This window comes from Pseudohaliea rubra DSM 19751, assembly GCF_000764025.1.
Lineage (GTDB): Bacteria > Pseudomonadota > Gammaproteobacteria > Pseudomonadales > Halieaceae > Pseudohaliea > Pseudohaliea rubra.
Genome location: NZ_KN234746.1, coordinates 142,063 through 167,839 on the forward strand (window position 1 = coordinate 142,063; position 25,777 = coordinate 167,839).

General features: G+C 66.4%; 19 protein-coding genes. 9 read left to right on the forward strand and 10 right to left on the reverse strand.

Going from position 1 to position 25,777, the window contains the following annotated elements; all coding sequences use genetic code 11:
- Nucleotides 1-50: 50 nt before the first annotated feature.
- Nucleotides 51-1,292: a c-type cytochrome gene (locus tag HRUBRA_RS01795; RefSeq protein ID WP_052094270.1), complete on the reverse strand. Its 1,242-nt coding sequence runs from the start codon at nucleotides 1,290-1,292 to the stop codon at nucleotides 51-53.
- A gap of 200 nt (nucleotides 1,293-1,492) precedes the next feature.
- Here HRUBRA_RS01795 and HRUBRA_RS01800 point away from each other — a divergent pair, with 200 nt between their 5' ends.
- From HRUBRA_RS01800 to HRUBRA_RS01825, 6 genes are all read left to right on the forward strand, one after another.
- On the forward strand, nucleotides 1,493-2,377 hold the full coding sequence (locus tag HRUBRA_RS01800) for a creatininase family protein (protein ID WP_236629751.1): 885 nt from the start codon (nucleotides 1,493-1,495) through the stop codon (nucleotides 2,375-2,377).
- Nucleotides 2,370-3,719: a YjiH family protein gene (locus HRUBRA_RS01805; protein WP_035513935.1), complete on the forward strand. Its 1,350-nt coding sequence runs from the start codon at nucleotides 2,370-2,372 to the stop codon at nucleotides 3,717-3,719. The genes HRUBRA_RS01800 and HRUBRA_RS01805 overlap by 8 nt, the downstream gene beginning before the upstream one ends.
- Before the next feature lie 3 nt (nucleotides 3,720-3,722).
- Nucleotides 3,723-4,784 (forward strand): histidinol-phosphate transaminase, encoded by a 1,062-nt coding sequence (hisC, locus tag HRUBRA_RS01810; RefSeq protein ID WP_035513938.1) that lies wholly within the window; start codon nucleotides 3,723-3,725, stop codon nucleotides 4,782-4,784.
- A 76-nt stretch (nucleotides 4,785-4,860) separates the two neighbouring features.
- A complete protein-coding gene (add, locus tag HRUBRA_RS01815; RefSeq protein ID WP_052094271.1) occupies nucleotides 4,861-5,913 on the forward strand; it encodes an adenosine deaminase in 1,053 nt (350 codons plus the stop codon).
- A complete protein-coding gene (locus HRUBRA_RS01820; protein ID WP_052094272.1) occupies nucleotides 5,906-6,625 on the forward strand; it encodes a queuosine precursor transporter in 720 nt (239 codons plus the stop codon). The genes add and HRUBRA_RS01820 overlap by 8 nt, the downstream gene beginning before the upstream one ends.
- Before the next feature lie 258 nt (nucleotides 6,626-6,883).
- A complete protein-coding gene (locus HRUBRA_RS01825) occupies nucleotides 6,884-8,515 on the forward strand; it encodes a flavin-containing monooxygenase (RefSeq protein WP_035513940.1) in 1,632 nt (543 codons plus the stop codon).
- Between the two features lie 69 nt (nucleotides 8,516-8,584).
- Here the strand turns inward: HRUBRA_RS01825 and HRUBRA_RS01830 are convergent, their stop codons facing one another.
- Together HRUBRA_RS01830 and HRUBRA_RS01835 are read right to left on the reverse strand one after the other, a co-directional pair.
- Complete coding sequence (locus HRUBRA_RS01830; RefSeq protein WP_035513943.1) at nucleotides 8,585-9,472, reverse strand: DMT family transporter; 888 nt, start codon at nucleotides 9,470-9,472, stop codon at nucleotides 8,585-8,587.
- Between the two features lie 39 nt (nucleotides 9,473-9,511).
- Nucleotides 9,512-10,528: an isocitrate dehydrogenase gene (locus HRUBRA_RS01835; RefSeq protein WP_035513945.1), complete on the reverse strand. Its 1,017-nt coding sequence runs from the start codon at nucleotides 10,526-10,528 to the stop codon at nucleotides 9,512-9,514.
- A gap of 241 nt (nucleotides 10,529-10,769) precedes the next feature.
- Here HRUBRA_RS01835 and HRUBRA_RS01840 point away from each other — a divergent pair, with 241 nt between their 5' ends.
- Entirely contained in the window at nucleotides 10,770-11,840 is a 1,071-nt protein-coding gene (locus HRUBRA_RS01840) for an efflux RND transporter periplasmic adaptor subunit (protein WP_052094273.1), read from the forward strand.
- Nucleotides 11,837-14,893: an efflux RND transporter permease subunit gene (locus HRUBRA_RS01845; protein WP_035513947.1), complete on the forward strand. Its 3,057-nt coding sequence runs from the start codon at nucleotides 11,837-11,839 to the stop codon at nucleotides 14,891-14,893. The genes HRUBRA_RS01840 and HRUBRA_RS01845 overlap by 4 nt, the downstream gene beginning before the upstream one ends.
- 241 nt (nucleotides 14,894-15,134) lie before the next feature.
- On the opposite strand, the gene HRUBRA_RS01850 is transcribed toward HRUBRA_RS01845, so the two are convergent.
- The 6 genes from HRUBRA_RS01850 to guaB form a co-directional block, all read right to left on the reverse strand.
- Nucleotides 15,135-16,100, reverse strand: a complete 966-nt coding sequence (locus HRUBRA_RS01850) for an NAD-dependent epimerase/dehydratase family protein (protein ID WP_035513950.1) — start codon at nucleotides 16,098-16,100, stop codon at nucleotides 15,135-15,137.
- A complete protein-coding gene (locus tag HRUBRA_RS01855) occupies nucleotides 16,097-18,649 on the reverse strand; it encodes an alpha/beta fold hydrolase (RefSeq protein ID WP_035513952.1) in 2,553 nt (850 codons plus the stop codon). Before HRUBRA_RS01855 ends, HRUBRA_RS01850 begins: the two co-directional genes overlap by 4 nt.
- Nucleotides 18,646-19,665: a 3-oxoacyl-ACP synthase III gene (locus tag HRUBRA_RS01860; RefSeq protein WP_035513954.1), complete on the reverse strand. Its 1,020-nt coding sequence runs from the start codon at nucleotides 19,663-19,665 to the stop codon at nucleotides 18,646-18,648. The genes HRUBRA_RS01855 and HRUBRA_RS01860 overlap by 4 nt, the downstream gene beginning before the upstream one ends.
- Before the next feature lie 241 nt (nucleotides 19,666-19,906).
- Nucleotides 19,907-20,362, reverse strand: coding sequence for a carboxypeptidase-like regulatory domain-containing protein (locus HRUBRA_RS14820; RefSeq protein WP_084592389.1), 456 nt, complete (start codon nucleotides 20,360-20,362; stop codon nucleotides 19,907-19,909).
- A gap of 90 nt (nucleotides 20,363-20,452) precedes the next feature.
- On the reverse strand, nucleotides 20,453-22,027 hold the full coding sequence (gene guaA, locus HRUBRA_RS01865) for a glutamine-hydrolyzing GMP synthase (RefSeq protein ID WP_035513958.1): 1,575 nt from the start codon (nucleotides 22,025-22,027) through the stop codon (nucleotides 20,453-20,455).
- A 25-nt stretch (nucleotides 22,028-22,052) separates the two neighbouring features.
- Nucleotides 22,053-23,522, reverse strand: a complete 1,470-nt coding sequence (gene guaB, locus HRUBRA_RS01870; RefSeq protein ID WP_035513961.1) for an IMP dehydrogenase — start codon at nucleotides 23,520-23,522, stop codon at nucleotides 22,053-22,055.
- 99 nt (nucleotides 23,523-23,621) lie between these two features.
- Between guaB and xseA the strand changes: the two genes are divergently transcribed.
- Nucleotides 23,622-24,995, forward strand: coding sequence for an exodeoxyribonuclease VII large subunit (gene xseA, locus HRUBRA_RS01875; RefSeq protein ID WP_035513963.1), 1,374 nt, complete (start codon nucleotides 23,622-23,624; stop codon nucleotides 24,993-24,995).
- Nucleotides 24,996-25,016: 21 nt separating this feature from the next.
- Here the strand turns inward: xseA and HRUBRA_RS01880 are convergent, their stop codons facing one another.
- A complete protein-coding gene (locus HRUBRA_RS01880) occupies nucleotides 25,017-25,664 on the reverse strand; it encodes a Crp/Fnr family transcriptional regulator (protein ID WP_035513966.1) in 648 nt (215 codons plus the stop codon).
- Nucleotides 25,665-25,777 lie beyond the last annotated feature (113 nt).

A 25,777-nucleotide genomic window follows, 5' to 3' on the forward strand; every position in this document is an offset into this window, starting at 1 on the left:
GAGTGCCAATGCCATTGCCCCTCCCTACTGTTTACCCCGCCCGCGACCGCCTAGCGCTGCCGCGCGACCTGGGCCGGCGCGACAGTGCCTGCGGCATTGTCCCACGCATTGCGGATATAGGTCGCCACCGCTGCGACCTCGGCATCGTCGAGCAGATAGCGGTAGGCCTCCATGGGCTTGAACCACTGCCGCTCGGGATCGGCTCCGGCGATCTCCGGGCCGTAGAGGATCACGTTGACCAGAGACGCCGGGTTCTCTGCCTGCACCACCAGACTGCCGCGGTTCAAACGCGGTGCCATCTCCGGGTCGCCCTCACCCGACGGCAGGTGGCAGGTGCCGCAGTGCAGATTGTAAAGCGAGCGGCCGCGACCCAGAAGCTCCTCGCCGGGGGGCTCCGTAGTGACGGACGCACTGCCGGCGGCGGGCAGCGCCTTAAGGTAGGTGGCCATAGCGTCGATGTCCGCCGGATTCAGGTAACGGGTGCTGTTCATGATGACTTCATTCATGGGGCCGAAAGCCTCGAGGAAATCGTTGCGCCCGGTAGCGAGATAGGCGGTGAGGTCCTCGTGACGCCAGAGCGCAAGGCCGCGGGGATGCGCCGTAAGATTGGGGGCGAACCAGGGCCGGAAGCCACCGCCGGGGATCCGGTCCAGGTACTCGCCGCCCGCGTGGCGCAGCTCCGCCTGCTCAGCCCCGAGCCGGTTACGCGGCGAGTGGCAGGCGCTGCAGTGGCCGAGAGCCTCGACCAGATAGGCGCCGCGATTCCAGGCAGCGGAGCGCGTCGGAACGGGCTCATAGGGGCCCGACTCCAGGTAGAGAAGCTTCCAGGCCGCCAGCAGCGGGCGCTGGTCGAAGGGGAAGACGAGGCCGTTCTCCGGCGGCAGGCTCTGTACCGGCGGCACCTCGCGCAGGTAAGCCCAGACGGCCGCCAGATCGTCGTCCGTCAACCGGGTGTAGGCGGTGTAGGGGAACGCCGGGTAGAGGTGCTCGCCGTCCGGTCGCACCCCGTGGCGCATGGCAGCGCGGAAATCGTCCTCGTTCCAGTTGCCGATGCCCGTGGTCGGGTCCGGCGTGATGTTGGTCGAGTAGAGCGTGCCGAAGGGCGTTTCGAAGGCTACCCCGCCGGCCATGAAGGCGCCGCCCGCAGCCGTATGGCAACTCGCGCAATTGCCCGCCGTCACAAGGTAGCGCCCGCGATCGACAGGCTTGTCGTCCCCGGCGGTGGCGCTCGCGCCCGCCGCAAAGAGGAAGAAAACGGGCAGCAGAAACAGGCGGAAACAGCAATGCGACACGGGCGAAGGTGAACCTCTTCGTACAGACCGGGCTTTGGGCACCGACACAACGCGGAGCATCGTAGGTGCCTTGAGACTGCCTGCATTAGGCGGCGTCGCCCCGCGGCTGTCAATAGACGAACCCGCGGCGGCGCTTGGCGACGAGCCATCAATCGGTAGTATGCTGCGCCCCTCCGACCGCGCCACGACGAGCTTTCACCTTGAAATACAGCCGCTACGCTTTCCAGTCCCGCGCCGCCCTTTGCGGCGTCCTTGCCCTGCTGGCGCTCGCCACCCCGCCGCCGGCGCAGGGGGGCGACGACGGTGACGACGCGTTGACCGCGCCGCGGCCGATCGCCGGGGGAGACTCGCCCTGGCTGGAAGAACTCACCTGGATGGAAATCCGCGACCGGATCGCTGCCGGTACTGACACCGTCATCATCCCCACCGGCGGCATCGAGGAAAACGGCCCGTACCTCGCCACGGGCAAGCACAACCTCATCCTCGAGGCCACCTGCCCGGCGATTGCTGCCGCTCTGGACAACGCCCTCTGCGCGCCCATCGTCAAGTTTGTCCCCGAAGGACGCATCGAGCCGCCCGAGGGCGCCATGCGCTACCCCGGCACCATCAGCCTGACGCCGGCGACCTACGAGGCGCTGCTTACGGACATCGCCCGCAGCCTGAAGCAGGCGGGCTTCCGCCACGTCGTACTCATCGGCGACAGCGGCGGCAACCAGGCAGGCATGGCCGCCGTTGCCGAACGCCTCGGCAACGCCTGGGCCGGGAGCGGCACGGCGATCCATTTCGTGCGCGAGTATTACGACCCGGGCTGGTCCGCCACGGAGGACTACACCCGCAACACACTCGGAGTTCGCGAGACCCGTCACGACGGCTACCACGATGACATCTGGGTTACCGCCATGATGATGGTGACGGACCCGACCCAGGTGCGCTACACGCAGCGGGTGGAGGCGGGACTCGCCAGCATCAACGGCGTCCCCCTGGAGCCGCTTGCCCCGACCGTGGCCCTCGGCCGCGCAATGATCGACTTCCGCGCCCGCTACACCGCCGACGCCATCCGCAAGACTATCGCCACCCATGACTGAGCGGGGCTACGGCGCCGTGGCTCTCGCTCCGCAGGCCGTATTGCGCTTCGTCCTTCCCTCGCTGGCGAGCCTGCTGCTTTTTCTCGTGCCTTTTCGCATCGACGGGCGCAGCACCATCCTGGTCGCGGAGCTGGCGGCCTGGCTCAACAAGGGGCTGGCCCCAGCGCTGCCGACGCTGATCCTGCTTATTGCCGGCGTATCCGCCCTGGCAAGCCTCGTGCTCAGCCTGCGCCGCCGCGAGCGCGGCCTCCTGGGCATGCTGTTCTGCGTGCGCTGGTACTGGGTGGTGCTGCGCCTGGCCGGAGCGGCCATCGCTGCCCTCGTACTCTTCGGCGTCGGTCCCGAGTTTCTCAGCGGCGACCGCACCGGCGGCACCATGGTCCGACAGCTGGTGCCGAACGTCATGACGCTTTTCCTGGCGGTGATCTTCCTGCTGCCGCTGATGACCGAGTACGGCATCATGGAGTTCACCGGGGTACTGCTGTCACGGTTCTTCCGGCGGCTGTTCCGCCTGCCCGGGCGCGGCGCCATCGATGCCATGGCCTCCTGGCTCGGTGCGGCTCCCCTCGGGGTCCTCGTGACCATGCAGCAGTACGAACGCGGCAGCTACAATCGTCGGGAGGCGTTGAGCATTGTGTCTTCTTTTTCCCTGGCATCGGTGGCCTTCTGCCTGCTCATCGCTTCTATCCTCGACATCACGGCGATTTTCCTCCCCTTCTACGGCTCCGTCGCCATCGTCTCGGTGCTGCTGGCCATGGTGGTCTGCCGTCTGCCGCCACTGTCGCGGATACCGGAGACCTATCACTGCGAGGCGCGGAACGACGAGACGGTACCCGCCGGGGAGTCCCTGGGCCGCTGGGCCCTGCTCCAGGCCGTGGACCGCGCCGCCCGGGCCCAGCCGCCGGCCACGCAGCTCAGGCACAGCGCCGTGCGCCTGCTGGACCTGTGGTTCGGCCTGATCCCCACGGTCATCGCCATCGGCACCCTGGCGCTGGCGCTGGCCGAGTACACCCCGGTTTTTGCCTGGATTGCCTGGCCTTTCGAGCTGTACCTCGGACTGCTGGGCGTGCCGGAAGCCGCTGCCGCGGCGCCGTCCATGGTCGTAGGCTTCGCCGACATGATCCTGCCCGCGGTGCTCGGCCAGGGTATCGAAAGCGAGCTTACACGCTTCATCATCGCAGGCGTCTCGGTCACCCAGGTCATTTACCTGTCGGAGATCGGCGCCCTGCTGCTGCGCTCGAAGATCGAGACCAGCGTGCCGCAGCTCGCCGGGATCTTTCTGGTGCGCACGGTACTCGCCATCCCTCTTTTCGTTTTCCTTGGCAACCTTTTCCTGGACTGAAGCATGCCCAAGCACGATCTTGCCTGCCCCCACCTCGGGGAGCTTACCCCCTACCAGTCGGCGCGCCGTATCGGCGGCAGCGGCGATGTCTGGCTCAATGCCAATGAGTCGCCCTTCCCCCGGGACCCGATGGTCATGGATGTCTCTGAATACCACCGCTACCCGGACCACGGCCCTGCACAGGTGCACACCGCCTACGCGCGCTATGCCGGCGTTGACCCCTCCCGGGTGCTGGCGCTGCGCGGTGCCGACGAGGCTATCGACCTGCTTGTGCGCGGCTATTGCCGTGCCGGCGCCGATCGCATTCTTCTCTGCGGCCCCACCTACGGCATGTACGAGCTTTGTGCGAAGGTGCAGGATGCCGGCATCGTTGACGTTCCGCTGGATGCGGATGACCGCCTGGATGTCGAGGCTATCTGCGCTGTAAACAATGTGCGAGTTGTGTTCCTTTGCCACCCGAACAATCCCACGGGCAATGCGCTGAACCACGCGGACCTCGAGGCCGTGATCGCGCACTTCGCCGGGCGCGCCCTGGTGGTGGTTGATGAAGCGTATATCGAGTTCTGTCCCGAGCGCACCGTGGTGCCTCTCCTCGAAACTCACGAGCACCTCGTGGTCGTGCGCACCCTGTCCAAGGCTTTCGGCCTCGCCGGCGTCCATGTCGGCTTCCTGCTCGCGGGCGCCGACGTCATGGACACCATGCGCAAGATCGTCGCGCCCTACCCCCTGGCGGACCCCTGTGCGCAGATCGCCCTGCATGCCCTGGCGGACGAGGGCCTTGCCCGCATGCGCCGGGAGGTGGAACTGCTGGCGGCGGAGCGCGACAGCTTCGCCGCGGCGCTGGACACGCTGCCCTGCGTCGCCCATGTGCGCCCGAGCGCCACTAACTTCGTCACCGCGACCTTCCCCCGCGTAGAGACCGCCTGGGCGGCACTGCTCGCGGACGGCATCGTCGCCCGGCGCATGCCGCATCCGCGGCTCGCCGATGCGATCCGCTTCACCGTCGGCAGCGCGGCAGACATGCAGCGGGTGCTGAAGGCGCTGGCGCCCCTGCCCGGGGACTGACGCGCCGCGGCGGCCCGCTGGCACTGTTCTTGCTGACCCACGGGCTACCACCCGGCAAGAACAAGGAGCCCACGCCGTGGAAGCAACCCACACCGCCAGCACGCTGGCAGAACGCCTGCAGACGCTGCCCAAGGTCGAACTGCACAACCACCTCGAGGGCGGCGCCATGTATCCGGACCTCGCCCTGAGGCTGGCTGCACGCAACGGCATAACCCTCCCCTTCCATGACGCTGAAAGTGCGGCGGCCTATTACCGTTTCAGCAGTCTCGACCAGTTCATCGACATCCTGCGCACGACCGTGGCCACCCTCAACACCGCCGAGGACTACGCCGACGCCGTGGAGCGCCAGGGCATCGAGGCGCGGCGCCAGAACATCCGCTACCACGAATTGTTTGTCACCTATGGTCTGGTCTCCCGCCGCGGCGTGCCCTGGGAAGCCGTGGTCGAGGGCCTCATCGAGGGCCGGCGCCGCAATGCCGAGCGCCACGGTGTCGACACTGCCTTTATCATCGACCTTGACCGGACCCTGCCGGGGGACGCGGCGCTCGCCCACGTCGAACTCGCCCTCGCTGCGCGCGAGCGGGCCGGCATCGTCGGCCTGGGCCTCGACTGCCAGGAGGCAGGCTATCCTGCCGGACGCCTGAAACACTGCTTTGCAGCGGCGGCGGAAGCGGGGCTGCCGCTGACCGCGCACGCGGGAGAAGACGGCGGCGCTGCCAGTATCTGGGACGCCCTGGACTGCGGCGTGGCACGCATCGATCACGGTGTGCAGGCAGTCGAGGACCCGTCACTGCTCGCGGTCCTCGCCGAGCGCGAGATACTCCTCACCGTCTGCCCGCTGAGCAACGTTGCGTTGCAGGTATTTCCCTCCCTGGCCGATCATACGCTGCCGCAGCTGCTGGCGGCGGGCATCCCGCTCTGCCTGAATTCCGATGACCCGCCCATGTTCGACAGCGACCTGCTCACTGAGTGCGAGGCCGTAGAGGCTCAGTTCGGTCTCGGCGAGGCCCTGCTGGTGGAGCTCCTGCGCAATGCCGTGGCCCACTCTTTCCAGCCCGCGCCGGCCCGCACACAACTGCTCGCCGACTTCGACGCTGCCGCGACGGCCCTTGGCCACGATCGTGGCTGAGGCCGCGGTGCCGGTACCGGCCGTGGGAGCGTCGGCCAGCGCCGAGACCAAGTATCACATCCTGGTCGGGGTCTACGTCGGCGCCTGGGGTCTGGTCCCGGGCCTCACACCCAAGCTGATTCCCCTGGACCTCGAATGGGGCGGCCTCGGGGTGCTGGCGGTCAGTTTTGGTGCATTCGTCCACGCCATCACCTTCCCGTGTACCGATGCCGTCGCCGAGGTCTGGGGCCCGGCGCGCGCCCGTTTGATGGTGTACGTGGGCTTTGCCGTCTACGCCATGGCCATCGCCTTTTACATGGTCGGGGCGGCGCTGCCACCAGCGCCGGGCTGGCCCCTGAACGATGCCTACGTCAGCATCTTTTCCCAGGCCGAGCGCATGATCATCGCCTCCCTGGCCGCCACCGGCGTCGCCCAGCTCCTCGATATCTTTCTCTTCGAGCAGGTCCGGCGGCTGACCGGACCCCGCTGGCTCTGGCTGCGCAACAACGTGTCCACAGCTATCTCCCAGCTCGCTGACACGACGATTTTCTACAGTATCGCCTTCTATGGCGTGATCCCGAACGAACAGCTGCCCCTGATCGTGTTTGGCACCTATCTCGTGAAGCTCGTGATCACCGTCGTCGACACGCCCGTCGTCTATCTGGTCGTGCGCTGGATAACCGGCAGCTGGTCAGCATCCGGGACCCAAAACGACTGCCCGCAGAGATCATGATCTGGCGCAAGGCATTGCACTGCTTTTTGAATAACGTTAAGAATTAGTGCGGGGCGCAGAAAGGGATCGCCACCGGCCCGGAAACTTGCTTGTTTGTGTCTAGCAAGTATACTCATGAGAGCTCCGGGACGCTGGCATTGCCCGGTCTGGCGAGGCCCCTGACAGCCACCGCCGGGCGGATCCCGACGGCGCCGGAAACGCGCGCAGCGGCGACACGAAAAGCGACTAGACGCATAGCGATAAGACGAGGATCACAGCATGACAACCCCCCAGAAACCCGACTTCGATGTCATCGCCGTCGGCGCCGGCTTTGCCGGTCTCGCCCTCATCCACTACCTGCGCGATGCCGGCCTCTCCATCCGCGTTTTCGACAAGGCCGATGATGTTGGCGGCACCTGGACGTGGAACCGCTACCCGGGCGCCATGACCGATAGCGAGAGCTACTACTACTGCCTCACCTTTTCCAAGGAACTCCTGCAGGAGTGGAAGTGGAGCCGGCGCTACCCGGACTGGAAAGAAACGCACAGTTATTTCCACTTTGTAGCCGACAAGTGCGACATGTGGCCGCACATCCAGCTCAACACGGAGATCGTGGACGCGGCCTACGAGCAGGACAGCGGCCACTGGAAGGTCACTACCGCGAGTGGAGAGAGCCACACCTGCAAGTACTTCATCAGTGCCATGGGCATGATCTCCCAGCCGGTGATCCCGAAGATCGACGGCATGGACCGCTTCCAGGGTCCCCTCTTCCACTCCGCCCGCTGGCCTGACGGTATCGAGTGGGAAGGCAAGCGTATCGGCATCATCGGCGCCGGCGCCACCACGGTGCAGATGGTCCCGGCCATGTGCGACAAGGCAGAGAGCATCCATGTCTTCCACCGCACGCCGAATTTCATTCTGCCGGCCATGCAGGCACCCATGACCGAGGAATGGGAAAAGGAAATCAAGGACAACTACGACGAGATCGTCGCCAAGTGCCGCAACCACGTGTTCGGCATGGCCTTCGATACCGCCGACGGGCGCCTGGCCGTGGAGACAACCCCGGAGGAGCGCGAGCGCATCTTCGAAGAGAAGTGGACCGGCAGCTTCCGTTGGGTTTTCGAGACCTTCGAGGACCTGCTGGCCGATCCGGAGGCAAACCGTATGGCCTCCGAATTCATCATCCGGAAGATGCGTGAGCGCATCAAGGACCCGGCCGTTGCCGACATCCTGGTGCCGAAGATCGACGACTACCCGCTCTTTGCCAAGCGTCCCCCGCTGGATCACGGTTACCTTGAGTGCTATGACCGGGACGACGTCCACCTCGTGGACATCCGCGACGAGGGTGAGCCCATCGTCGAGATCACTGAAAAGGGCGTGCGCACCACAAAAGGCGACTATGATTTCGACATCATTGTTCTCGCCACCGGCTTCAGCGCTTACACCGGCGCCCTGGAGGCCTTCCCGATCCACGGCGTGAGCGGCCAGACCCTCGCCGAGAAATGGCAGGAGACCTCCAAGTCGATCATGGGCGTGTGCGTGGCGGACTTCCCGAACATGTTCATCATCACCGGGCCCCAGGCGCCCTTCGCCAACCTGCCGACCTCCATCGAGCAGAACGCAATCTGGATCACCAACTGCATCCGCAAGATGGAAAGCGAGGGCTACGACGTCTGCGTGCCGAAACCGGAAGCGGAGGAGGAATGGTCGAAGCACGTGGCCGAGGTGCACAACGCCACGCTGATGAACGAGGGCGACAAGGTTCACTCGTGGATGATGGGCGCCAACCTCGAGACCAAGCCGCCGCGGGTACTGATCTATTTCGGCGGGGCCAACAACTACTACGACAAGCTGGACGAGTCGGCCAACGAGGGCTTCCCGGAACTGGAGTTCCAGAATCACGTCGGCTGACCGCGGCGCTTCACGAGGAACCCCCGAAACCCCGCCTCGGCGGGGTTTTTTGTGCCCGGCGCGCGGCTGCTAGCCCGGCAGGGTCCGCCGCCGCCGCAGCGGCAGCACACCGGTAGCGATCGCCGTCCCCAGCAGGGTGGCCGTCATCCCTGCCAGCATCTGCGGCGTTATACTTTCATCGAGGAGCACAACCCCCCAGGCCAGCGCACTCACCGGCACCAGCATGGTAACCGTCGACGCCGCCGTGGCACCGGCACTCGACAGCAGGCGGAAGTAGAGCAGCAGCGCGGCGGCCGTACTCAGGGCCGCAAGGCCGAGGGCCGAACCCCAGGCCATCGGGCTTACGGCCTGCGTCGGCCACAGCAGTACCGTGGGCACCAGCAGGACGATAGCTGCCACCGAACAGCTGCCGGCGGCCAGCACGCGGCTTGGCAGATGCGCAAGGCGCGTACGCGAATAGTTGCCGCCGAAGCCGTAGCACAGGGTTGCAGCGAGCGCGGCGAGCATGAACCAGCCATCACCTCCCGCCGAAAAATCCAGGCGACCGACGGACAGGACCGCTACCCCCGCCAGAGCGAGGGTCAGGCCGATCACCTGGGCGCGCAGAATCGGCGTGGCGAAAAAAGCGACCCCCATGAGTGCCGTGGCGATGGGCGTGGCCGCGTTGATCAGCGATGTGAAGCCTGCCTCCAGGCCCAGGGTGGCCAGGGCGAGCAGCGAGTACGGTAGCGCCGACGTGAAGACGCCGAGCACGATAAGCTGCCGGGCGTGTTGTCGGCAGAGGCGCAGATGATGCCGGCTCGCCAGCAGCGGAAGCAGAAGCAGAGCCCCAAGCCCCATGCGCAGACCGATCAGACTTACCGGGCCGAACTCAAGTACCGCCACGCGCATAAAGATAAAAGAAAAGCCCCACAGCGAAGACAGCAGCAGCAGACGCAGGGTGTCGGTGGCGGACACGAGGAGCCCGTCAGGAGCGGCGCGAGGCGCGAACGGCCCTCACGCTGCGCTCAAAGCCTCGATCACGGCGTCGGTAAACTCGGTAGTACTGGCAGTGCCGCCAAGATCCGTGGTGGTGTGCTTGCCCGCGGCGATCACCGTGCGCAGGGCGGCGCGGATCCGTCCGGCGATCGCGCCCTCTTCCAGATAGTCGAGGAGCTGACAGCTGGCCAGGATCACGCTGGTGGGGTTGGCGATGTTCTTGTCAGCGATATCGGGGGCGCTGCCGTGGACCGCCTCGAAGATAGCGCAGTCGGCGCCGATATTCGCCCCGGGCGCCATGCCGAGGCCACCGACCAGGCCGGCGCAAAGGTCCGACAGGATATCGCCGAAAAGGTTGGTAGTGACAATAACGTCGAACTGCTCGGGCCGCATGACCAGCTGCATGCAGGCGTTGTCGACAATCATCTCGATCATCTCGATCTCTGGATACTGCGCGGCCACTTCCCGGGCCACGCGCAGGAACAGGCCGGAGGTCGACTTGAGAATGTTCGCCTTGTGCACCACCGTGACCTTGCGACGCCCCTCGCGCCGGGCGAGCTCGAAGGCAAAGCGGAGAATACGCTCAGCGCCGCCGCGGCTGATCACGCTCAGGGCCTCGGCGACCATATCGTCGTCGGATACCACCTGCCCCTGCCCGGAATACATACCCTCGGTGTTCTCGCGCACCGTGATGATATCGATATCCTCGTAGCGTGCCTTCGTGCCCGGAAACGACAGCACCGGCCGAACATTGGCATAGAGCTGGAAATGCTGGCGCAGGCTGACGTTGATCGAGGAAAAACCCTGGCCGATGGGCGTGGTCAGGGGTCCCTTGAGTACCACCCGGTTGCGTTCAATTGCCTCGAGCGTGGTCGCAGGCAGCAGTTCTCCCGTGTGCTCCAGGGCTGCCAGGCCACCCTCCACATATTCGTAGTGGAAACCGCAGCCGGCGGCGTCGAGCACGGCGGTCGCCGCATCGACGATGCTCGGGCCGATTCCGTCGCCGCGGATAACCGTGATCGTGCGCGTTTCCATGGGGCTGCTCCTCGCTGTCTGTCCCGGCGCGCTAGGGTAGCCGAAGCCGTCGCCGTTGGCATCCCTGACCGTTGCGCAGGGTCAGTCCCTGACCCTGCAAAGAGCACCGGGCCTGACGCGACATGACCCACCATGGGCCCGCACAGCGATCCGTAGTATCATTACCACCGTACCTTGGTAGCGCTAAAAGCATGCCGGGCCTTGCTGCAGGCCGCCCTCTTACCATCCAGGATTCGCACTATTGTCCACAGTTACCCAGGGCTTCCGGCATCTTCTCGCCCGCCTTTCCTTCCTCTTCGCCGTTCTCCCCCTGGCCCTCGCCGGCTGCGGTGACGGCGCCGAAGCGCCAGCCGAGCCGCCGCCGCCGGTGGTGCGCACCGTTGTCGTAGCGCCGGACGATCCGGCAGCGCTGCGCCTTTCGGCGGTCATTCGCGCACGCGTAGAAGCACCCCTCACCTTTCAGCGCCCAGGACGGATCGTCGCACGGCATGTCGATACCGGCGAGACTGTTCCGGCAGATCAGCTGCTGTTCAGCCTCGATGATCGCAGAGAGCGGCTGGAGCTGACCCGGGCCGAAGCAGCGCTGGCGGCCGCCACCGCGGAAGCAGACAATGCCCGTACCGAGCTTGCGCGCCAGCGCGACCTTGTAGCCCGAGAGCTAACCAGTCGACAGGCGCTGGATGCCGCGTCGCTGCTCGCCCGGGCAACGGAGGCGCGGCTCGCCGTGGCGGAGAGTGAGCTCGGACTGGCTCGCGTAGCCCTGGCGGAAACCGAGCTGCGGGCGCCAGCCGCAGGTACCGTCATGCGTCTGGAGACAGAGGTCGGCGCAGTGCTGCGACCGGAGGCCCCTGCGCTGCTCTTCGCCAAGGCCGGCCCCCGGGAGGCAGAGGTCTTCCTTGGCAGCCCCGCAGCACCACCGACGGCAACGCTTTGGCACGGCGGCGAAGCTTTCACTGTCGAGCTCCGGGAGCAGCAGGGCGTGGCCGATACCACAAGCCGCGGCTGGCGCACCCGCTACCAGCTGCCGGCGGCGCTGCAGCTGCCCCTGGGCAGTGTCGCCAGCCTGTCTTTCACGGACGCCGGCAACGCAGCCACCTTCACCGTGCCCCTGGCCGCCGTCGACGAGCGCGGCGAAGGGCCGCAGCTGTGGCGGGTGGTGGATGGACGCAGCGAGCCGATCCCGGTGACCGTAGTGGCCGTGGACCGGGAAGAGGCCCGGGTGCGCGGCGATCTCAACACCGGTGACACGGTCATCGCCCTGGGTACGCACTTGCTGGCGCCGGGTATGAGGGTCAGGGAACAGGGGCCATGAGTCGCCTGAATCTCTCAGCGCTGGCGGTCAGCCAGCGCTCCGTCACCCGCTTTTTTATTATTCTCGCCGCCCTCGGCGGCTTCAGTGCCTTTCTGTCCATGGGCCGCGCTGAAGATCCGGCCTTCGTCGTCCGCTCCCTGGTGGTGTCGGTACTCTGGCCCGGCGCCAGCGCCGAGGAGGTGGATCAGCAACTGGTACACCGGCTGGAAAAGCGCCTCCAGGAAGTCGCCTATCTATACCGTCTGGAGACAGTGGCCCGGCCCGGGCGCGCTGATATCACCGTCGAGTTCGAGGACTTCACCCCGGCGGAGAAGATCCCCGAGCTGCAGTACCAGGTGCGCAAGCGGATGCTCGACGAGATGCCGCTGCTGCCGCAGGGCGTTGTCGGCCCTATCGTCAACGACGACTACTCGGATGTGTTCTTCAGCCTGCTCGCTCTCACGGCGCCCGAGCTGCCGCTGCGCGACCTGACCCGGGAGGCCGAGGCGATCCGCGACCGGCTTCGGCTGGTGCCCGGGGTGCACAAGGCGCTGATCCTGGGCGAGCGCCCGGAGCGGGTTTACATCGACGTGGACAACGGCCTCCTCAACAACCTCGGCGTCTCCTCCCAGGCCCTCATCGACGCCGTCAACGCCCACTTACGTCTGCTGCCCGCCGGCGAGCGCCAGGGCAGCGGGCCCGTGCTGCGCATGCGCGTCGGTGACGACCATGCAGACCTGGACACGCTCCGCGCGATCCCCGTGCGCCTGGGCGACCGGGTGCTCCGCCTGGACCAGCTGGCGGAGGTCTACGCAGGCTACGAAGACCCGCCGGCTTACGTGGTGCACGCCGAGGGCGAGGACGCCCTGCTCCTGGGCGTGGTCATGACCCAGGGCGCTAACGGCCTCGACCTCGGCGAGCGGCTGGACACGTTCCTTGCCGAGGAGCGCGCGCGGCTGCCGCTCGGCACGACTCTGCTGCGTCACACCAACCAGGCTGAAGCCATCGCCGACGCCGTCAACCTGTTCCAGCTCAAATTTCTGGTGGCGGTGCTCGTGGTGATGCTGGTCAGCTTCGCCGCCATCGGTCTGCGTGCCGGCATTGTCGTGGGCATCAGTATTCCGCTGACCCTGGGCATCACCTTCCTGGCCATGAAGCTCTCGGGGATCAATCTCGACCGTATCACCCTCGGCGCGCTGATCATCGCGCTTGGGCTGCTGGTAGACGACGCCATCATCGCCATCGAGATGATGCTGGTGAAAATGGAGGCGGGCATGGCCCGGGTAGAGGCCGCGGCCCAGGCCTGGCACCTCACTGCAGCACCCATGCTCTTCGGCACCCTCGTTACGGTCTCAGGCTTCGTGCCCATCGGCTTCGCAAGGTCCAGCGTGGGCGAGTACGCCGGCAACATTTTCTGGGTGCTGGCCTATGCGCTGGTAATCTCCTGGCTGGTGGCGGTGACCTTCACCCCCTACCTTGGCGTGAGGCTGCTGCGCGAGCACAGCGGCAACGGCGGCCACAGCGACGACCCCTACGACACGCCGCGCTACCGGCGCCTGCGCGCCCTGGTCCGTGGCTGCGTGAGCCACCGCGTGCTGGTGGTAGCCGCAACGGTGGCGCTGCTGGTGCTGGCGGGGGTGGGCATGAACCGCTTCGTGCAGAAGCAGTTCTTCCCGGGCTCGGACCGGCTTGAGGTCATCGTCACGCTCTGGCATCCCCAGGGCACCTCCCTTGAAGAAACCGCAGAGACCGTGCGCTCGGTCGAGAGCCTGCTCGCAGCACAGCCCGGGGTGCTCAACCAGGTCAGCTATCTCGGTGCCGGTGCACCGCGTTTCTTCATTTCCTCAAACCCGGAACAGCCCTCCTCTGCCTTCGGCAAGGTCGTCGCCGTGACCCGCGACAAGCGCGCCCGCGATGCCGTCATGGCTGCGGTGCGCGAGCAGGTGGTGGACGGCGCCTTTCCGCAGGCACGCGTGCGGGTATCGCGACTACTCTACGGGCCGCCGGTAGTGTGGCCCCTGACCTTCCGCATCATCGGCCCGGACCCGCAGGTGCTGCGGGACACCGGCCGCGAGCTGGTATCCATTATGGACGCCAACCCACACATCAAGGATCCACACCTGGAGTGGGACGAGCGCATTCCCGTGCAACGACTGAAATACGACGAGCACGCCCTCGCCCGCTACGGCCTCACGCCGGCGGCGGTAGCGCGCTCCCTGCAGGTGCAACTGCACGGGGAAGCCATTGGCGAGCTGCGCCAGGACATCCGCACCGTGCCCATCTGGCTGCGCGGCCGCGACCGCGGCGAGCTGGGCCCCGAAGAGGCCTCACGGCATGAACTGCGCACCGCCGACGGCGGCAAGGTGTCCCTGGCGCAGCTGGGCCGGGTCGACGTGGAATACGAAGAGCCGGTGATCATGCGCTATAACCGGGAGCGGTTCCTGCCCGTGGTCGCGAGCCTGCGCAGCGGCCAGCCGAACAGCGTCACCGAGGAGATCTGGGCCGCCGCGGCGGCGCTGCGCGATGAACTCCCGCGCGGCTACCGGATCGATATCGGCGGTTCGGTAGAGAAATCCGCCAAGGCGAACGCCTCCCTCTCGGCCCTGCAGCCGGTGATGGTCGCCCTCATGCTGATCTTCGTGATGCTGCAGATGCGCAGCTTCCGCGGCACGTTCATGGTCATAGCAACCGCGCCCCTCGGGCTCATCGGCGCCGTGGCGGCCCTGCTTCTGTTCAACCAGCCCTTTGGCTTCGTGGCGCTCCTCGGCCTCATCGGCCTGGCCGGGATCCTCATGCGCAACACGCTGATCCTGGCCCAGCAGGTGGAGGACAACCGTGCCGAAGGCATGGACGGTGCCGAGGCGGTGATCGAGGCAACGGTGCGGCGGGCAAGGCCGGTAATTCTGACGGCACTGGCGGCGGTTTTCGCCTTCATCCCGCTGACCCTCGACGGCTTCTGGGGGCCCATGGCCTACGTGCTCATCGGCGGCCTCGCCGTGGGCACGGCGATTACCCTGCTCTTCGTGCCGGCACTCTACGCGCTCTGGTACCGGCTGCCGCCGCTGGGGCGGTGACCGGCGGCCTGTAGCGCTGCTCCAGCAGCGAGCGTGACAGTTGCCTTTCTCTTCGTCCCTTTCGCCATAGGTTAATTCGCCAGGACGTTTATCGTTCATTGCTCTGACCGCCGCAGCAACCGGGAACTTTCTTTGCAATAGCGAGGCACCCCCCGAAGCACGCTTCCCCGGTCATCATCAACCCTCGCTAACATCTCCCTTTGGGTCGCGGACTATTGCTCCGAGTCTGTTGATCGTTCGATCAACAGTCAGCCTGGTACCACGCCGTCAGCCGTCGAAATCCCTCATCCAGCGGCACGGCCGGCGTCCACCCGAGGAGCTGGCGGGTCTCGCGCTGATCAAACCAGTGAGCGGTGGACAGCTGCTCGGCCATAAAGCTCGTCATGGGCGGGTCGCCGGTGCGTCCGGTGCAGTTCCACACCCGCTCGGCGAGGGCTCCACCCAACCAGGCGACCGCAGCGGGAACCTTCAGCCGCGATGACTCAACAGCGGCAGCGGTGGCGATGCGGTCGAACAGCTCCCTCACAGGACGCGGCTCACCATTGGAGATCACCAGGGCACGACCCGACAGGTCGGGCGCCTTGTCGAGGGCGGCGATGATGGCGTCTGCCGCGTTGTCGATGTAGGTGGTGTCGATCAGCGCCATCCCGGATCCGACGACGGCGAGACGGCCCCGGCGCGCCCGCTCCACGATGCGGCCAATCAGCTGCGTGTCGCCGGGTCCCCACACGAGATGAGGGCGGACCGCCAGCACCGCCATGTCGGGCGCCGCCAGCACTGCCTGCTCCGCCAGAGCCTTGGATCGGGCGTAGTGACCGCGGGCCCCGCCTGGGTCAGCCGGCGCAGCCGATGCGCCGACGAGCGACATTCCGCTATGGGCCACCGATGGCGATGACACCTGAACGAAGCGGCTGGCACCGGCCGCCCGGGCGGCCTCGAGAACGATTCGGGTGCCGTTCACGTTGATGCGCTGAAAGTCCTTCCACGGGCCCACCACAGCGACCCGGGCCGCGACGTGCACGACGGCGTCCGCCCCGGTCACAGCGCGAGCCACTACTGCGGGGTCGGTGATGTCCCCGAGGTGCTCCTTTGCGTCGAGACCGCTCGGGCCCCGTTGCAGCACCGCCACGTCAGTGCCACGTTCGATCAGCTGCCTGGCAACGGTTTGTCCCAGCAGACTGGTGGCCCCGGTGACCAGCACCCTCATGGAGACGACATCCGCCCCCCGGCAAGAGCGCCCTCGGCCCAGTCGGCCAGCTGCCCTCGGTGGATCTTGGCGTTGTGGCGCCGATCCACCGGCACCCTCGGTACCTCCAGCACGGCGGCCACCGGGACCCCGGCAACGGCGCGCACGGCATCCGTCCGGTCGACAGAGGCCAGCCGTGGCCGTCGCGGCGGATCGGTCGGCCGGAGGATGGCGACGCTCTGCTGCGTACCCGGCGGGCCAACACCGACTACTGCTGCCTGGGCAATACCGGGCAGTGACTCGATAGCGTGCTCGATGCCGACCGGAGTCACCGGTCCTTCAGCGGTGGTGACGATATCAGCCATGCGCCCCTCGACCCACAGCCGGCCCTGGTCGTCGAAGTGCCCGACATCGCCGCTGCGGTGCCAACCCGGCGGCGTCGCCGCGGCTTGCTGAGTCGCCCACAAGCTGTCGTAGGTCTCTTTCATGTGGGGCGCCCGGATAAGTATTTCGCCAGTCACGCCAGGGTTATCCGTCAACTCATCGGAGGCCTCGCCGCCGCGGTCGAGCGGGCTGATCCGCACCGTAACCCCGGCCACGGGGAACCCGACACACACGCCGTTGCCATTGCCGGCTGCCTCGATGCCCTCGAGGGTAATATCGGCGACCGGCAGCACCTCGGTCATCCCATAGGGCGTGTGTGCCTCGGCCCCAGGCATCAATGTCCTGGCGTTGCGCAGGACGTCGGGGTGCACCGGGGCGCCGGCTGACAGAAGCATCCGAACTCCCTTGAGAGCCTGGTAGGCGGCAGAGGAGAGGGCGTCGGCGGTGGCCGCGATACTGGTAAGGGCTGCGGGAGAGGCGAAAACGAGTGTGGCGTCGATGGCGGAAACGGCGTCAACGAGCGCCGTGGCGCTCAGGGTGCCCGGCGACGTAACGTCCATATCAGGCACCATCGATGTGATCCCCATGGCCGGACCATACAGGGCGAAAGGACCGAAGGCTGCCACGAGCCGATCGGCACCCGTGATGCCGTAGGCGGCCATAAGCGCATCACGCTGGGCCTGCAGCTGGTGGTGTCGATAGGCGACACCTTTGGCCGGTCCCGTCGAACCCGATGTGAACACAACCGCGGCGGCGGCGTCGTCGACGGGCGGGTCAGGGAGCGGGCTGCCCTGGCCGATCGCCCGCAGCGCAGGAAGGCTGGTCGCAACCCCTAAGGTTCGATTATGCAGCGTCGACAGGGTGGTCACCGAGATGCGTTCCCCCGGCCATCGCAGCGCCCGGGCAGCCGCCAGAGCGCGGGGTATCCCGATGACGTACTGCGGCGATGCGGATGCCATCGCCCGGGTCAGACCACGCGGACCGAGCCCGGCATCTGCAAGCACCACCACGGCCCCTCGACGCCAGCAGGCGTACAGGGCGATGGTCAGGTCGATGCCGGGAGGCACCAGCAGGGCCACCCGATCGCCCTTCGCGATGCCGTGCGCGGCCATTCCTGCAGCAACGTGGCGAACGGCGGTCGCCAGCTCGGCAAAGCTCATCGACCGGTTGCCGCCGTAGCTGGCCTCGGTGATGGCGACGGCGTCGTCGGCGGCACGGGCGTCGAGCGCCGCCCACAGCGGACTGCGGCCTCCCGGCGCAGGCGTTGGCGGGGACGGGTCGACTTCGACCCAGCGATGAATCGTCCCGGCGATATCGGCATCCTCAACCACCAGGTGCCCGGCACCGATGAAGCGATGTACGTCAGCGTGTGGTAGCCGCGCCTTGAGGTCCCGCAGGTACAGATCGGAGAACACGGGATCTTCTGGCCCCCACAGCAACAGCACCGGCACCTCAGCCAGGCGCTCCAGCCCCCTTGCAATAGCAGTGAGGTCGTCGTAGCTGGGATGTTCCGCCTCGAGGGGAATGTCGGCGACGAAGTCGCCGATCGCAGCCCGCCGCTGCGCCGTGCGATAGGGGGCGAAGTAGGCGTTGCGTAAGGCCTTGCGCAGCGGCGGCCGTGCCAGCACCGTTGTTCCCCAGAGGAACAGCGGCAAGCGGACACAGATCCAGCTGATGAAGGGTCGAACCATCCGGATCAGCAGCGGTGCCCGGGCCCCTTCGGGCTGATGAACAGCGGTATTGACCAGCACCACGCCGGCGAGCCGGTGGACGTTCTCGACGGCCCACCCCAGGGAGATCGCGCCTCCCCAATCGTGACCGACGGTGATGATCGGGCCGGTGATGTCGAGGGCATCGATGACCGTTCCGAGGTCGGCGACGCGCTGGCCGAGGCGGCGGGTCGTTCCCGTGCGCTCCGAAAAGCCCATCTCCAGCTGGTCGACGGCGATCACCCGCACCCCGGGAGGCGCGGCTGAAATCACGCTGCGCCAGCTATAGGACCAGGTCGGGTTGCCGTGGACACAGACCAGCGTCACCGAGGCATCTTTGATGCCATTGTCGAGGAGGTGAAAGCCGTGCCCGCCGGCCGTGACGAGCCGCGACCAGGCCGGGGCGAGGCCCGGCAGCTTATCGGGGGGTACTGAGGCCGCCGCTGGCGAAGTCGCTGCGCCGGGAGCCGGGCTCACCAGGCGATCTCGAGGGCCATGGCGTTGATGCCCGAGCCCATACCCAGGCACAGGACCCGGTCCCCGGCGTTCAGCGACGCTGACTCCTGGGCGAGGGTCAACGGAACCGCGGCGGGGCCGGTGTTCCCCAGCCTGGGATAGGTGAGGGGCACCCGGGTGGCGTCGATGCCGAGACGTTCGCACAGCATTGACGTATGCACGGACGATATCTGGTGGATCACGTAGCGGTCCATAGCAAGCCAGCCGTATTCCTCGGCATTCGCCCAGGCAAGCCGGGAGACGCCGAGACCGGCGTCGAGGAGGGCTGCCGTGTCGGTGCGCATCTGGTCGAGGGTGCCCACGCACAGCTTGTGATGCGAGGTGTCTGCCCGGTTGATGCCAGCGACGATCCGGTGACTGCCGGCATTCTCCGAGTGGCGACCCAGCACCATAGCCGCCGCTCCCGATCCCAGCGTCAGGGTGGCAAACTCGGCGAACAGGTCGGCCGCCGTCGCCTCGTCCGAAGCGAGACGCTCGAGGGTTTTCTCCTGCGGCTGGCGGGACCCCTCCCCGTCGACGATGAGAGCGAAGTCGATCTGGTGGCTGTCGAGCATCATTCCTGCAACCTGCATGGCGTTCATGAAGCCGAGGCAGGCGTTGGCCAGGTCGAAATTCAGACACGATGTGGGCAGGTCGAGGAGATGGTGGACGGTGACCGCCGATGACGGTTCGACCCGGTCCCTGCTCACCGACGTGTCGATGAGCAGCCCCACCGCATCCGGACTGATTCCTGCGGCCGCCATCGCTTTGCGCCCTGCTTCTGCTGCGGCCTCGGTAAAGGTGTGACCCCTGGGCCACCAGCGTCGCTCCACGATGCCGGCAAGGTTCTCAAGGAGCCCCGGCTGGGTTCCGAGGCGCTCGTAGGTGTGCATGAGGCGCTCGTCGAAGGACGCCGAGGTGACGACCTCAGGCGCGTGGTGGGCGGTAACGGACACGATCGCGGTGTCCTTGAGGTTGAAGGTAGCGTTTCCGGACATCAGGGCTCTCTGGAGGATAAATGAATAATCATTGCAGCGCGGCCAGCCTGGCAGCTGCCATTCTAAACTGATTCACAGGTCACGACGGTTTTGAGCGCTGTGGATCCTACGCATGATGCCCGGGCGCAGGCAACGGCGCCGTTTGAAATCGCGCTGCAGAGGCGGTGCGCGCGGTATGGCTTCTCCCCTGTTCCGCAGTCATGGCACTACCGGGACTTCCACCGGGACCGCACTGTCGCCCTCAGGCCCGCCCCGACCATGAGTACAGCCAGTATCCACAGCGCGATAGACGAGTTGCAGGCACAGGAGCAGCCGGCGGAGCGACGCTTTGTTCGCCCAACACCCCGTCCAGCGGTGACAGTTCCAATGGCAGTACCGTCGAACGATCTGAAGCGACGACAACCCCCTCCTGTCGAAGGGTGGTGTAACCGGTAAACTGAATCTGAATCACGTACTCACCGGGTGCGAGGGAACTGATCACGAAATCCCCATCGAAATTTGTTACCCCCCAGGCTTTTAACTGCTGGTCTTGGAAGGCATTGACCTGGACAAAGGGAAGCGGCTGTCCGGCTTCTTTATCGATTACCGTGCCCTGCACAGAGCCAACGCCGCTTTGGGCAAAGCCGGCACTCGCCGAAAGCAGGAGCAGCAAGAATGAACAGACAAGTTTTTTAAGCATGGGGCTGACCCCGGTCATGGTGTCCACCTCCCCGACTTAAAAGCTTAAGTTTTAAGCACGCTGCAACTACTGAAGCTCAGTAGTTGCAGCGTTGACATAGATTACTAATTACTCCCACTCAATCGTCGCCGGCGGCTTCGAGCTGATGTCGTAGGTGACTCGGGAAACGCCGCTGATCTCGTTGATGATGCGGTTGGAGACGGTCTCGAGAAGTTCATAGGGCAGGTGCGCCCAGCGGGCGGTCATGAAGTCCACGGTCTCGACGGCACGCAGGGCGATAACGTATTCATAGCGGCGGCCGTCGCCGACCACGCCGACGGACTTTACCGGCAGGAACACGGCAAAGGCCTGACTGGTCTTGTCGTACCAGCCGCTGGCGCGCAGTTCCTCGATAAAGATGGCGTCGGCGCGGCGCAACAGGTCCGCGTATTCCTTCTTCACTTCGCCGAGGATACGCACGCCGAGCCCCGGCCCCGGGAACGGATGGCGATAGACCATGTCCCAGGGGAGGCCGAGTTCGAGGCCGATCTTGCGCACCTCGTCCTTGAACAGCTCCCGCAGCGGCTCCACCAGTTCCAGCGTCATGTCCTCAGGCAGGCCGCCGACATTGTGATGCGACTTGATCACGTGGGCCTTGCCGGTATTGGCGCCAGCAGACTCGATGACGTCCGGGTAGATGGTGCCCTGGGCGAGCCAGCGCACGTCCTCAAGCTTTGCCGCCTCGATGTCGAAGACCTCGATAAAGCTGTTGCCGATGAGCTTGCGCTTGGCCTCCGGGTCATCAACGCCGGCGAGGCGGCCGAGGAACAGGTCCTCCGCAGCGACGCGGATCACGCGCACGCCCATGTGGCTGGCGAACATCTCCATGACCTGGTCGCCCTCGTTGAGACGCAGCAGGCCGTTGTCGACAAAAACGCAGGTGAGCTGGTCGCCAATGGCGCGATGCAGGAGCGCCGCGACCACGGAGGAATCCACCCCGCCGGAAAGGCCCAGCAGTACCTTGTCGCTGCCGACGGTCTCGCGCACCCGGGCAATGGCATCTTCTACGATATTCGCCGGCGTCCACAGCGCCTGGCAGCCGCAGAGGTCATGCACGAAATGTTCGAAGATACGCTTGCCCTGCAGCGTATGGGTGACCTCCGGGTGGAACTGGATACCGAAGAAAGGCTTCTCCCGGTGGGCCATGGCGGCGATCGGGCAGCTCGGCGTGGCGGCAGTCACGTCGAAGCCCTCCGGGACGCGGCTGACCTTGTCGCCGTGACTCATCCACACATCCAGCAGCGGCGTGCCGTCGCTGTCGAGGTGGTCGCGGATGTCCCGCAACAGGCCGCTGTTGGCCGTGAGGCGGATCTGCGCGTAGCCGAACTCACTCGTGGGCGAGCCCTCGACCTCGCCGCCGAACTGCGCGGCCATGGTCTGCATGCCGTAGCAGATACCGAGCACCGGCACGCCGAGCTCGAAGACGATGGCCGGGGCGCGGGGGGAGCCGGCCTCAGGCACGGACTCGGGGCCGCCGGAAAGGATGATGCCCCGCGGGGCGAAGGCGCGGATGGCGTCCTCGTCGAGATCCCAGGGGCGGATCTCGCTGTAGACGCCGCTTTCCCGCACCCGCCGGGCAATGAGCTGGGTGTACTGCGAGCCGAAATCCAGGATCAGGATCTTCTCGGCATGAATGTCGGTCATGGGCGGGAGTCCGGCGCCGGGCGCCTCAGCTGACGGGGTAGTTCGGCGCTTCCTTGGTGATGGAGACGTCGTGGACGTGGGACTCGGTCATGCCCGCAGCGCTCACCCGCACCAGCCGCGGCCGGGTGCGCATGGTGTCGATGTCCCGGGAACCGGTGTAGCCCATGGCCGAGCGCACGCCGCCCATGAGCTGGTGGATGATCGCCGACGCCGGGCCCTTGTAGGGCACGCGGCCCTCGATACCTTCCGGCACGAGCTTCTCCGCACCCTTGCTCGCGTCCTGAAAATAGCGGTCCGAAGAGCCCAGCTGCGTGGACATGGCGCCGAGAGAACCCATGCCGCGATAGGCCTTGTAGGTTCGGCCCTGATAGAGCTCGACCTCTCCGGGCGCTTCCTCGGTGCCGGCGAACATGGAGCCCATCATCACCGAGTGTGCCCCTGCCGCGATGGCCTTGGCGATGTCCCCGGAGAAGCGGATGCCACCGTCGGCGATCACGGGTACATCGGTGTCCTCAAGAGCCGCAGTCACGTTGGCGATGGCCGTCATCTGCGGCACGCCGATGCCGGTAACTACCCGGGTCGTACAGATAGAACCGGGGCCGATACCGACCTTGACCGCGTCAGCACCGGCCTCGGCGAGGGCTTTCGCTGCCTCGCCGGTGGCAATATTGCCACCGATAACCTGTACCTCGGGGAAGTGGTCCTTGATCCACTTGACGCGATTCAGAACGTTACGAGAGTGGCCATGGGCCGTATCGACCACAATGACGTCGACGCCGGCGCGGACGAGCGCAGCCACCCGTTCGTCCGTGTCGGCGCTGGTGCCCACAGAAGCACCGACGCGCAGTCGGCCGTGTTCATCCTTGCAGGCGTGGGGGAAGCTCTCTGCCTTATCGAAGTCCTTGACGGTGATCATCCCCGTGAGGTCAAAGTCGGCGTTGACCACGAGAATCTTCTCGATGCGGTGCTGGTGCAGGAGCTGCTGCACTTCCTCGGCGCTGGCGCCTTCGCGCACGGTCACCAGCTTTTCCTTCGGCGTCATGATGCTGGCGACGGTGCGATCCAGGGACGTCTCGAAGCGCAGGTCGCGGCGGGTGACAATTCCCACGAGGTCGTCGCCGTTCAGCACCGGCACCCCGGAGATGCCGTTGGCGCGGGTAAGCTCGACGAGCTCTGCGATGGTCGCAGTCTGCTGGATCGTGATCGGGTCCTTGACCACACCGCTCTCGAATTTCTTGACCCGGCGCACGTGGTCCGCCTGCTCGGCGATGCTCATGCTCTTGTGCACGATGCCCACGCCGCCCTCCTGGGCCAGGGCAATGGCGAGGCGTGACTCGGTGACCGTGTCCATCGCCGAGGAAATCAGCGGGATATTGAGAACGATCTCCCGGGTAAGGCGCGTGCGCAGGGACACGTCTGTGGCGACCACATCCGAGTAACCGGGCAGCAGCAGGACGTCATCAAAAGTGAGAGCTTCCTCGTCGATGCGAAGCATGGCCGGGTCTCCGTTGGCGGGGAGGTGGTAAACATGCAATTATAATTGCTTGGCTCTTCCCAGGTAAACCAGCGCCCTTTTTTTTGCAGGCTACCGCCAGTGCAGACCACCGCCAGCTCACCCCCCGCCGTCTCCGTCAGCCGCCTCGCGCGGGAGGTGAAGACCCTCCTCGAGAGCCACTTCGACTTCGTCTGGGTCGAAGGCGAGATCTCCAACCTCGCCCGCCCCGCCTCCGGCCACTGGTACTTCTCCCTAAAGGACGACGGCGCGCAGGTGCGCTGCGCCATGTTCCGCCGCGCCAACCAGCGGCTGCGCTTTACCCCGGAGAACGGGGACGCGGTACGCCTGCGCGCCCGGGTCTCCCTTTACGAGGCCCGGGGGGACTTCCAGCTCATCGTGGAATACCTCGAGCCCGCGGGCGCCGGGGCCCTGCAGGCGCGCTTCGAGGCCCTCCGGGCCAAGCTCGAGGCCGAGGGCCTGTTCGCCGCTGAACGCAAGCTCCCGCTGCCGGCGGCGCCGGCCCACCTCGGCATCATCACCTCCGCCACCGGCGCAGCCCTGCAGGATATGCTCACGGTACTCCGACGCCGCTGCCCGCTGATCCGCGTCTCGCTGCTGCCGGTGCCGGTGCAGGGCGTCGAGGCGGCACCGGCGCTCTGCGCAGCCATCGCCCGGGCCAACCGCTGGCAGGAAAGCGGCGCAGCGTGTTTCGACGCCCTCATCGTCGGCCGCGGCGGCGGCTCCCTGGAAGACCTCTGGGCCTTCAATGAGGAGAGCGTGGCCCGCGCCATTGCCGACAGCGCACTCCCCGTGGTGAGCGCCGTGGGCCACGAGACGGACATCACCATCGCCGACCTGGTGGCAGACCAGCGGGCTCCGACCCCCTCAGCGGCGGCGGAATTGCTGAGCCCGGATCAGGCCGACTGGCGGCTGCGCCTGGCGCAGCTGGACGAGGCGCTGACCCGCAGCATGGCCCGCCAGCTGCGCGATGCCGGCCGTGAGCTCGCCCACCTGCGGGCGCGCCTGAAGCACCCCGGTACACTCCTGCGCGAGCGCGCCCAGCGCCTCGATGACCTCGAGGGCCGGCTGGCGCGGGCCCAGGCCAGTGCATTCCAGCGGGAGCATCGGCGGCTCGACCGGCTTACGGAGCGGCTTCTGCGCCGTGACCCGCGGCCGCGACTGGCCCGCCTCGGCGACCGCCTCGATGACGCCGAGCACCGCCTGCGCCAGGCCATGAGCCACGGCCTGGTACGCCGACAGGAACGCCTGTCACGGCTCGCTGCCCTCCTCGACTCCCTGAGCCCCCTGGCCACCCTGGGGCGAGGCTATGCGATTCTCACTGACGAGAGCGGCGCCATCCTGCGCCGGGCAAGGGATACGTCGGTGGGCGATGCAGTCGGGGCACGGCTGGCCGAAGGCAGGCTGGCGCTGCGCGTGGAGGGGGTGGAGCGTGTGGAGGAGGACGACCGCTAAGGGCCGCCTCCGGCGCAAAAATCAGTACTTCGCGGGCAGCCGCGTGTTGATGATAATGTGCCGCCCCTCGAAGCGGATGTACTCGCCGATGGTGAGGTCCTTGAGGATACGGGCAACCATCTCCCGGGAGGCGCCGACCCGGTCGGCAATGTCCTGCTGGGTAAGCTTCTCGGGAATGAACATGGAGCCATCGGTCCGCTCTTCAGCGAGGTCCATGAGCACATTGGCCACGCGGCCGTAGACGTCCTGCAGGGCGAGGCTCTTGACGTCTGCAGTGAGCTTGCGCACACGGGCGGCGAGGTTGCCGATCAGGGTGCGGGCCATGTTCGGATGCTCCTCGAGCACCCGGTTGAAATCGTCCTTGTAGACGATGCAGAAGGTGCACTTCTCGACAGTACGCACAGAGGCGGAGCGGGTGCTGTCGTCGAGCAGGGCCAGTTCGCCGAAGTAATCCCCGGCGCCCTGGGTGTTCATGATGAATTCCTTGCCGTTCTTGTCGCTGCAGTAGACCTTGACCTTGCCGCCGTCGATGACGAACAGAGAATCTGCGGGATCATTCTCGTGGATCACCACCGTATTCTTCGGGAAGGTACGGCGGGTGCTGGTTGCCTCCAGCGCCGCCAGCTCCTCGGTCGAGAGGCCCCTGAAAATCTCCACCTGTTCCAACATGGCTGCAAAGGTCCACGAACTGCCGCGATGATGCCATGGTACCGCAGGGTCAAGGGCGACGCACCACCGTTCGCCGACCTTTCCCCTCCCGCCGGCCCGTCGCTATACTCGGC

What these genes read in the sequence shown, in the direction of transcription:
- HRUBRA_RS01825 (WP_035513940.1), top strand. Translation starts at nt 6,884, where the DNA reads ATGACAACCCCCCAGAAACCCGACTTCGATGTCATCGCCGTCGGCGCC.
- HRUBRA_RS01880 (WP_035513966.1), bottom strand. Translation starts at nt 25,664, where the DNA reads ATGTTGGAACAGGTGGAGATTTTCAGGGGCCTCTCGACCGAGGAGCTG.
- HRUBRA_RS01850 (WP_035513950.1), bottom strand. Translation starts at nt 16,100, where the DNA reads ATGAGGGTGCTGGTCACCGGGGCCACCAGTCTGCTGGGACAAACCGTT.
- guaB (WP_035513961.1), bottom strand. Translation starts at nt 23,522, where the DNA reads ATGCTTCGCATCGACGAGGAAGCTCTCACTTTTGATGACGTCCTGCTG.
- HRUBRA_RS01835 (WP_035513945.1), bottom strand. Translation starts at nt 10,528, where the DNA reads ATGGAAACGCGCACGATCACGGTTATCCGCGGCGACGGAATCGGCCCG.
- HRUBRA_RS01805 (WP_035513935.1), top strand. Translation starts at nt 2,370, where the DNA reads ATGACTGAGCGGGGCTACGGCGCCGTGGCTCTCGCTCCGCAGGCCGTA.
- guaA (WP_035513958.1), bottom strand. Translation starts at nt 22,027, where the DNA reads ATGACCGACATTCATGCCGAGAAGATCCTGATCCTGGATTTCGGCTCG.
- hisC (WP_035513938.1), top strand. Translation starts at nt 3,723, where the DNA reads ATGCCCAAGCACGATCTTGCCTGCCCCCACCTCGGGGAGCTTACCCCC.
- HRUBRA_RS01845 (WP_035513947.1), top strand. Translation starts at nt 11,837, where the DNA reads ATGAGTCGCCTGAATCTCTCAGCGCTGGCGGTCAGCCAGCGCTCCGTC.
- HRUBRA_RS01860 (WP_035513954.1), bottom strand. Translation starts at nt 19,665, where the DNA reads ATGTCCGGAAACGCTACCTTCAACCTCAAGGACACCGCGATCGTGTCC.
- HRUBRA_RS14820 (WP_084592389.1), bottom strand. Translation starts at nt 20,362, where the DNA reads ATGACCGGGGTCAGCCCCATGCTTAAAAAACTTGTCTGTTCATTCTTG.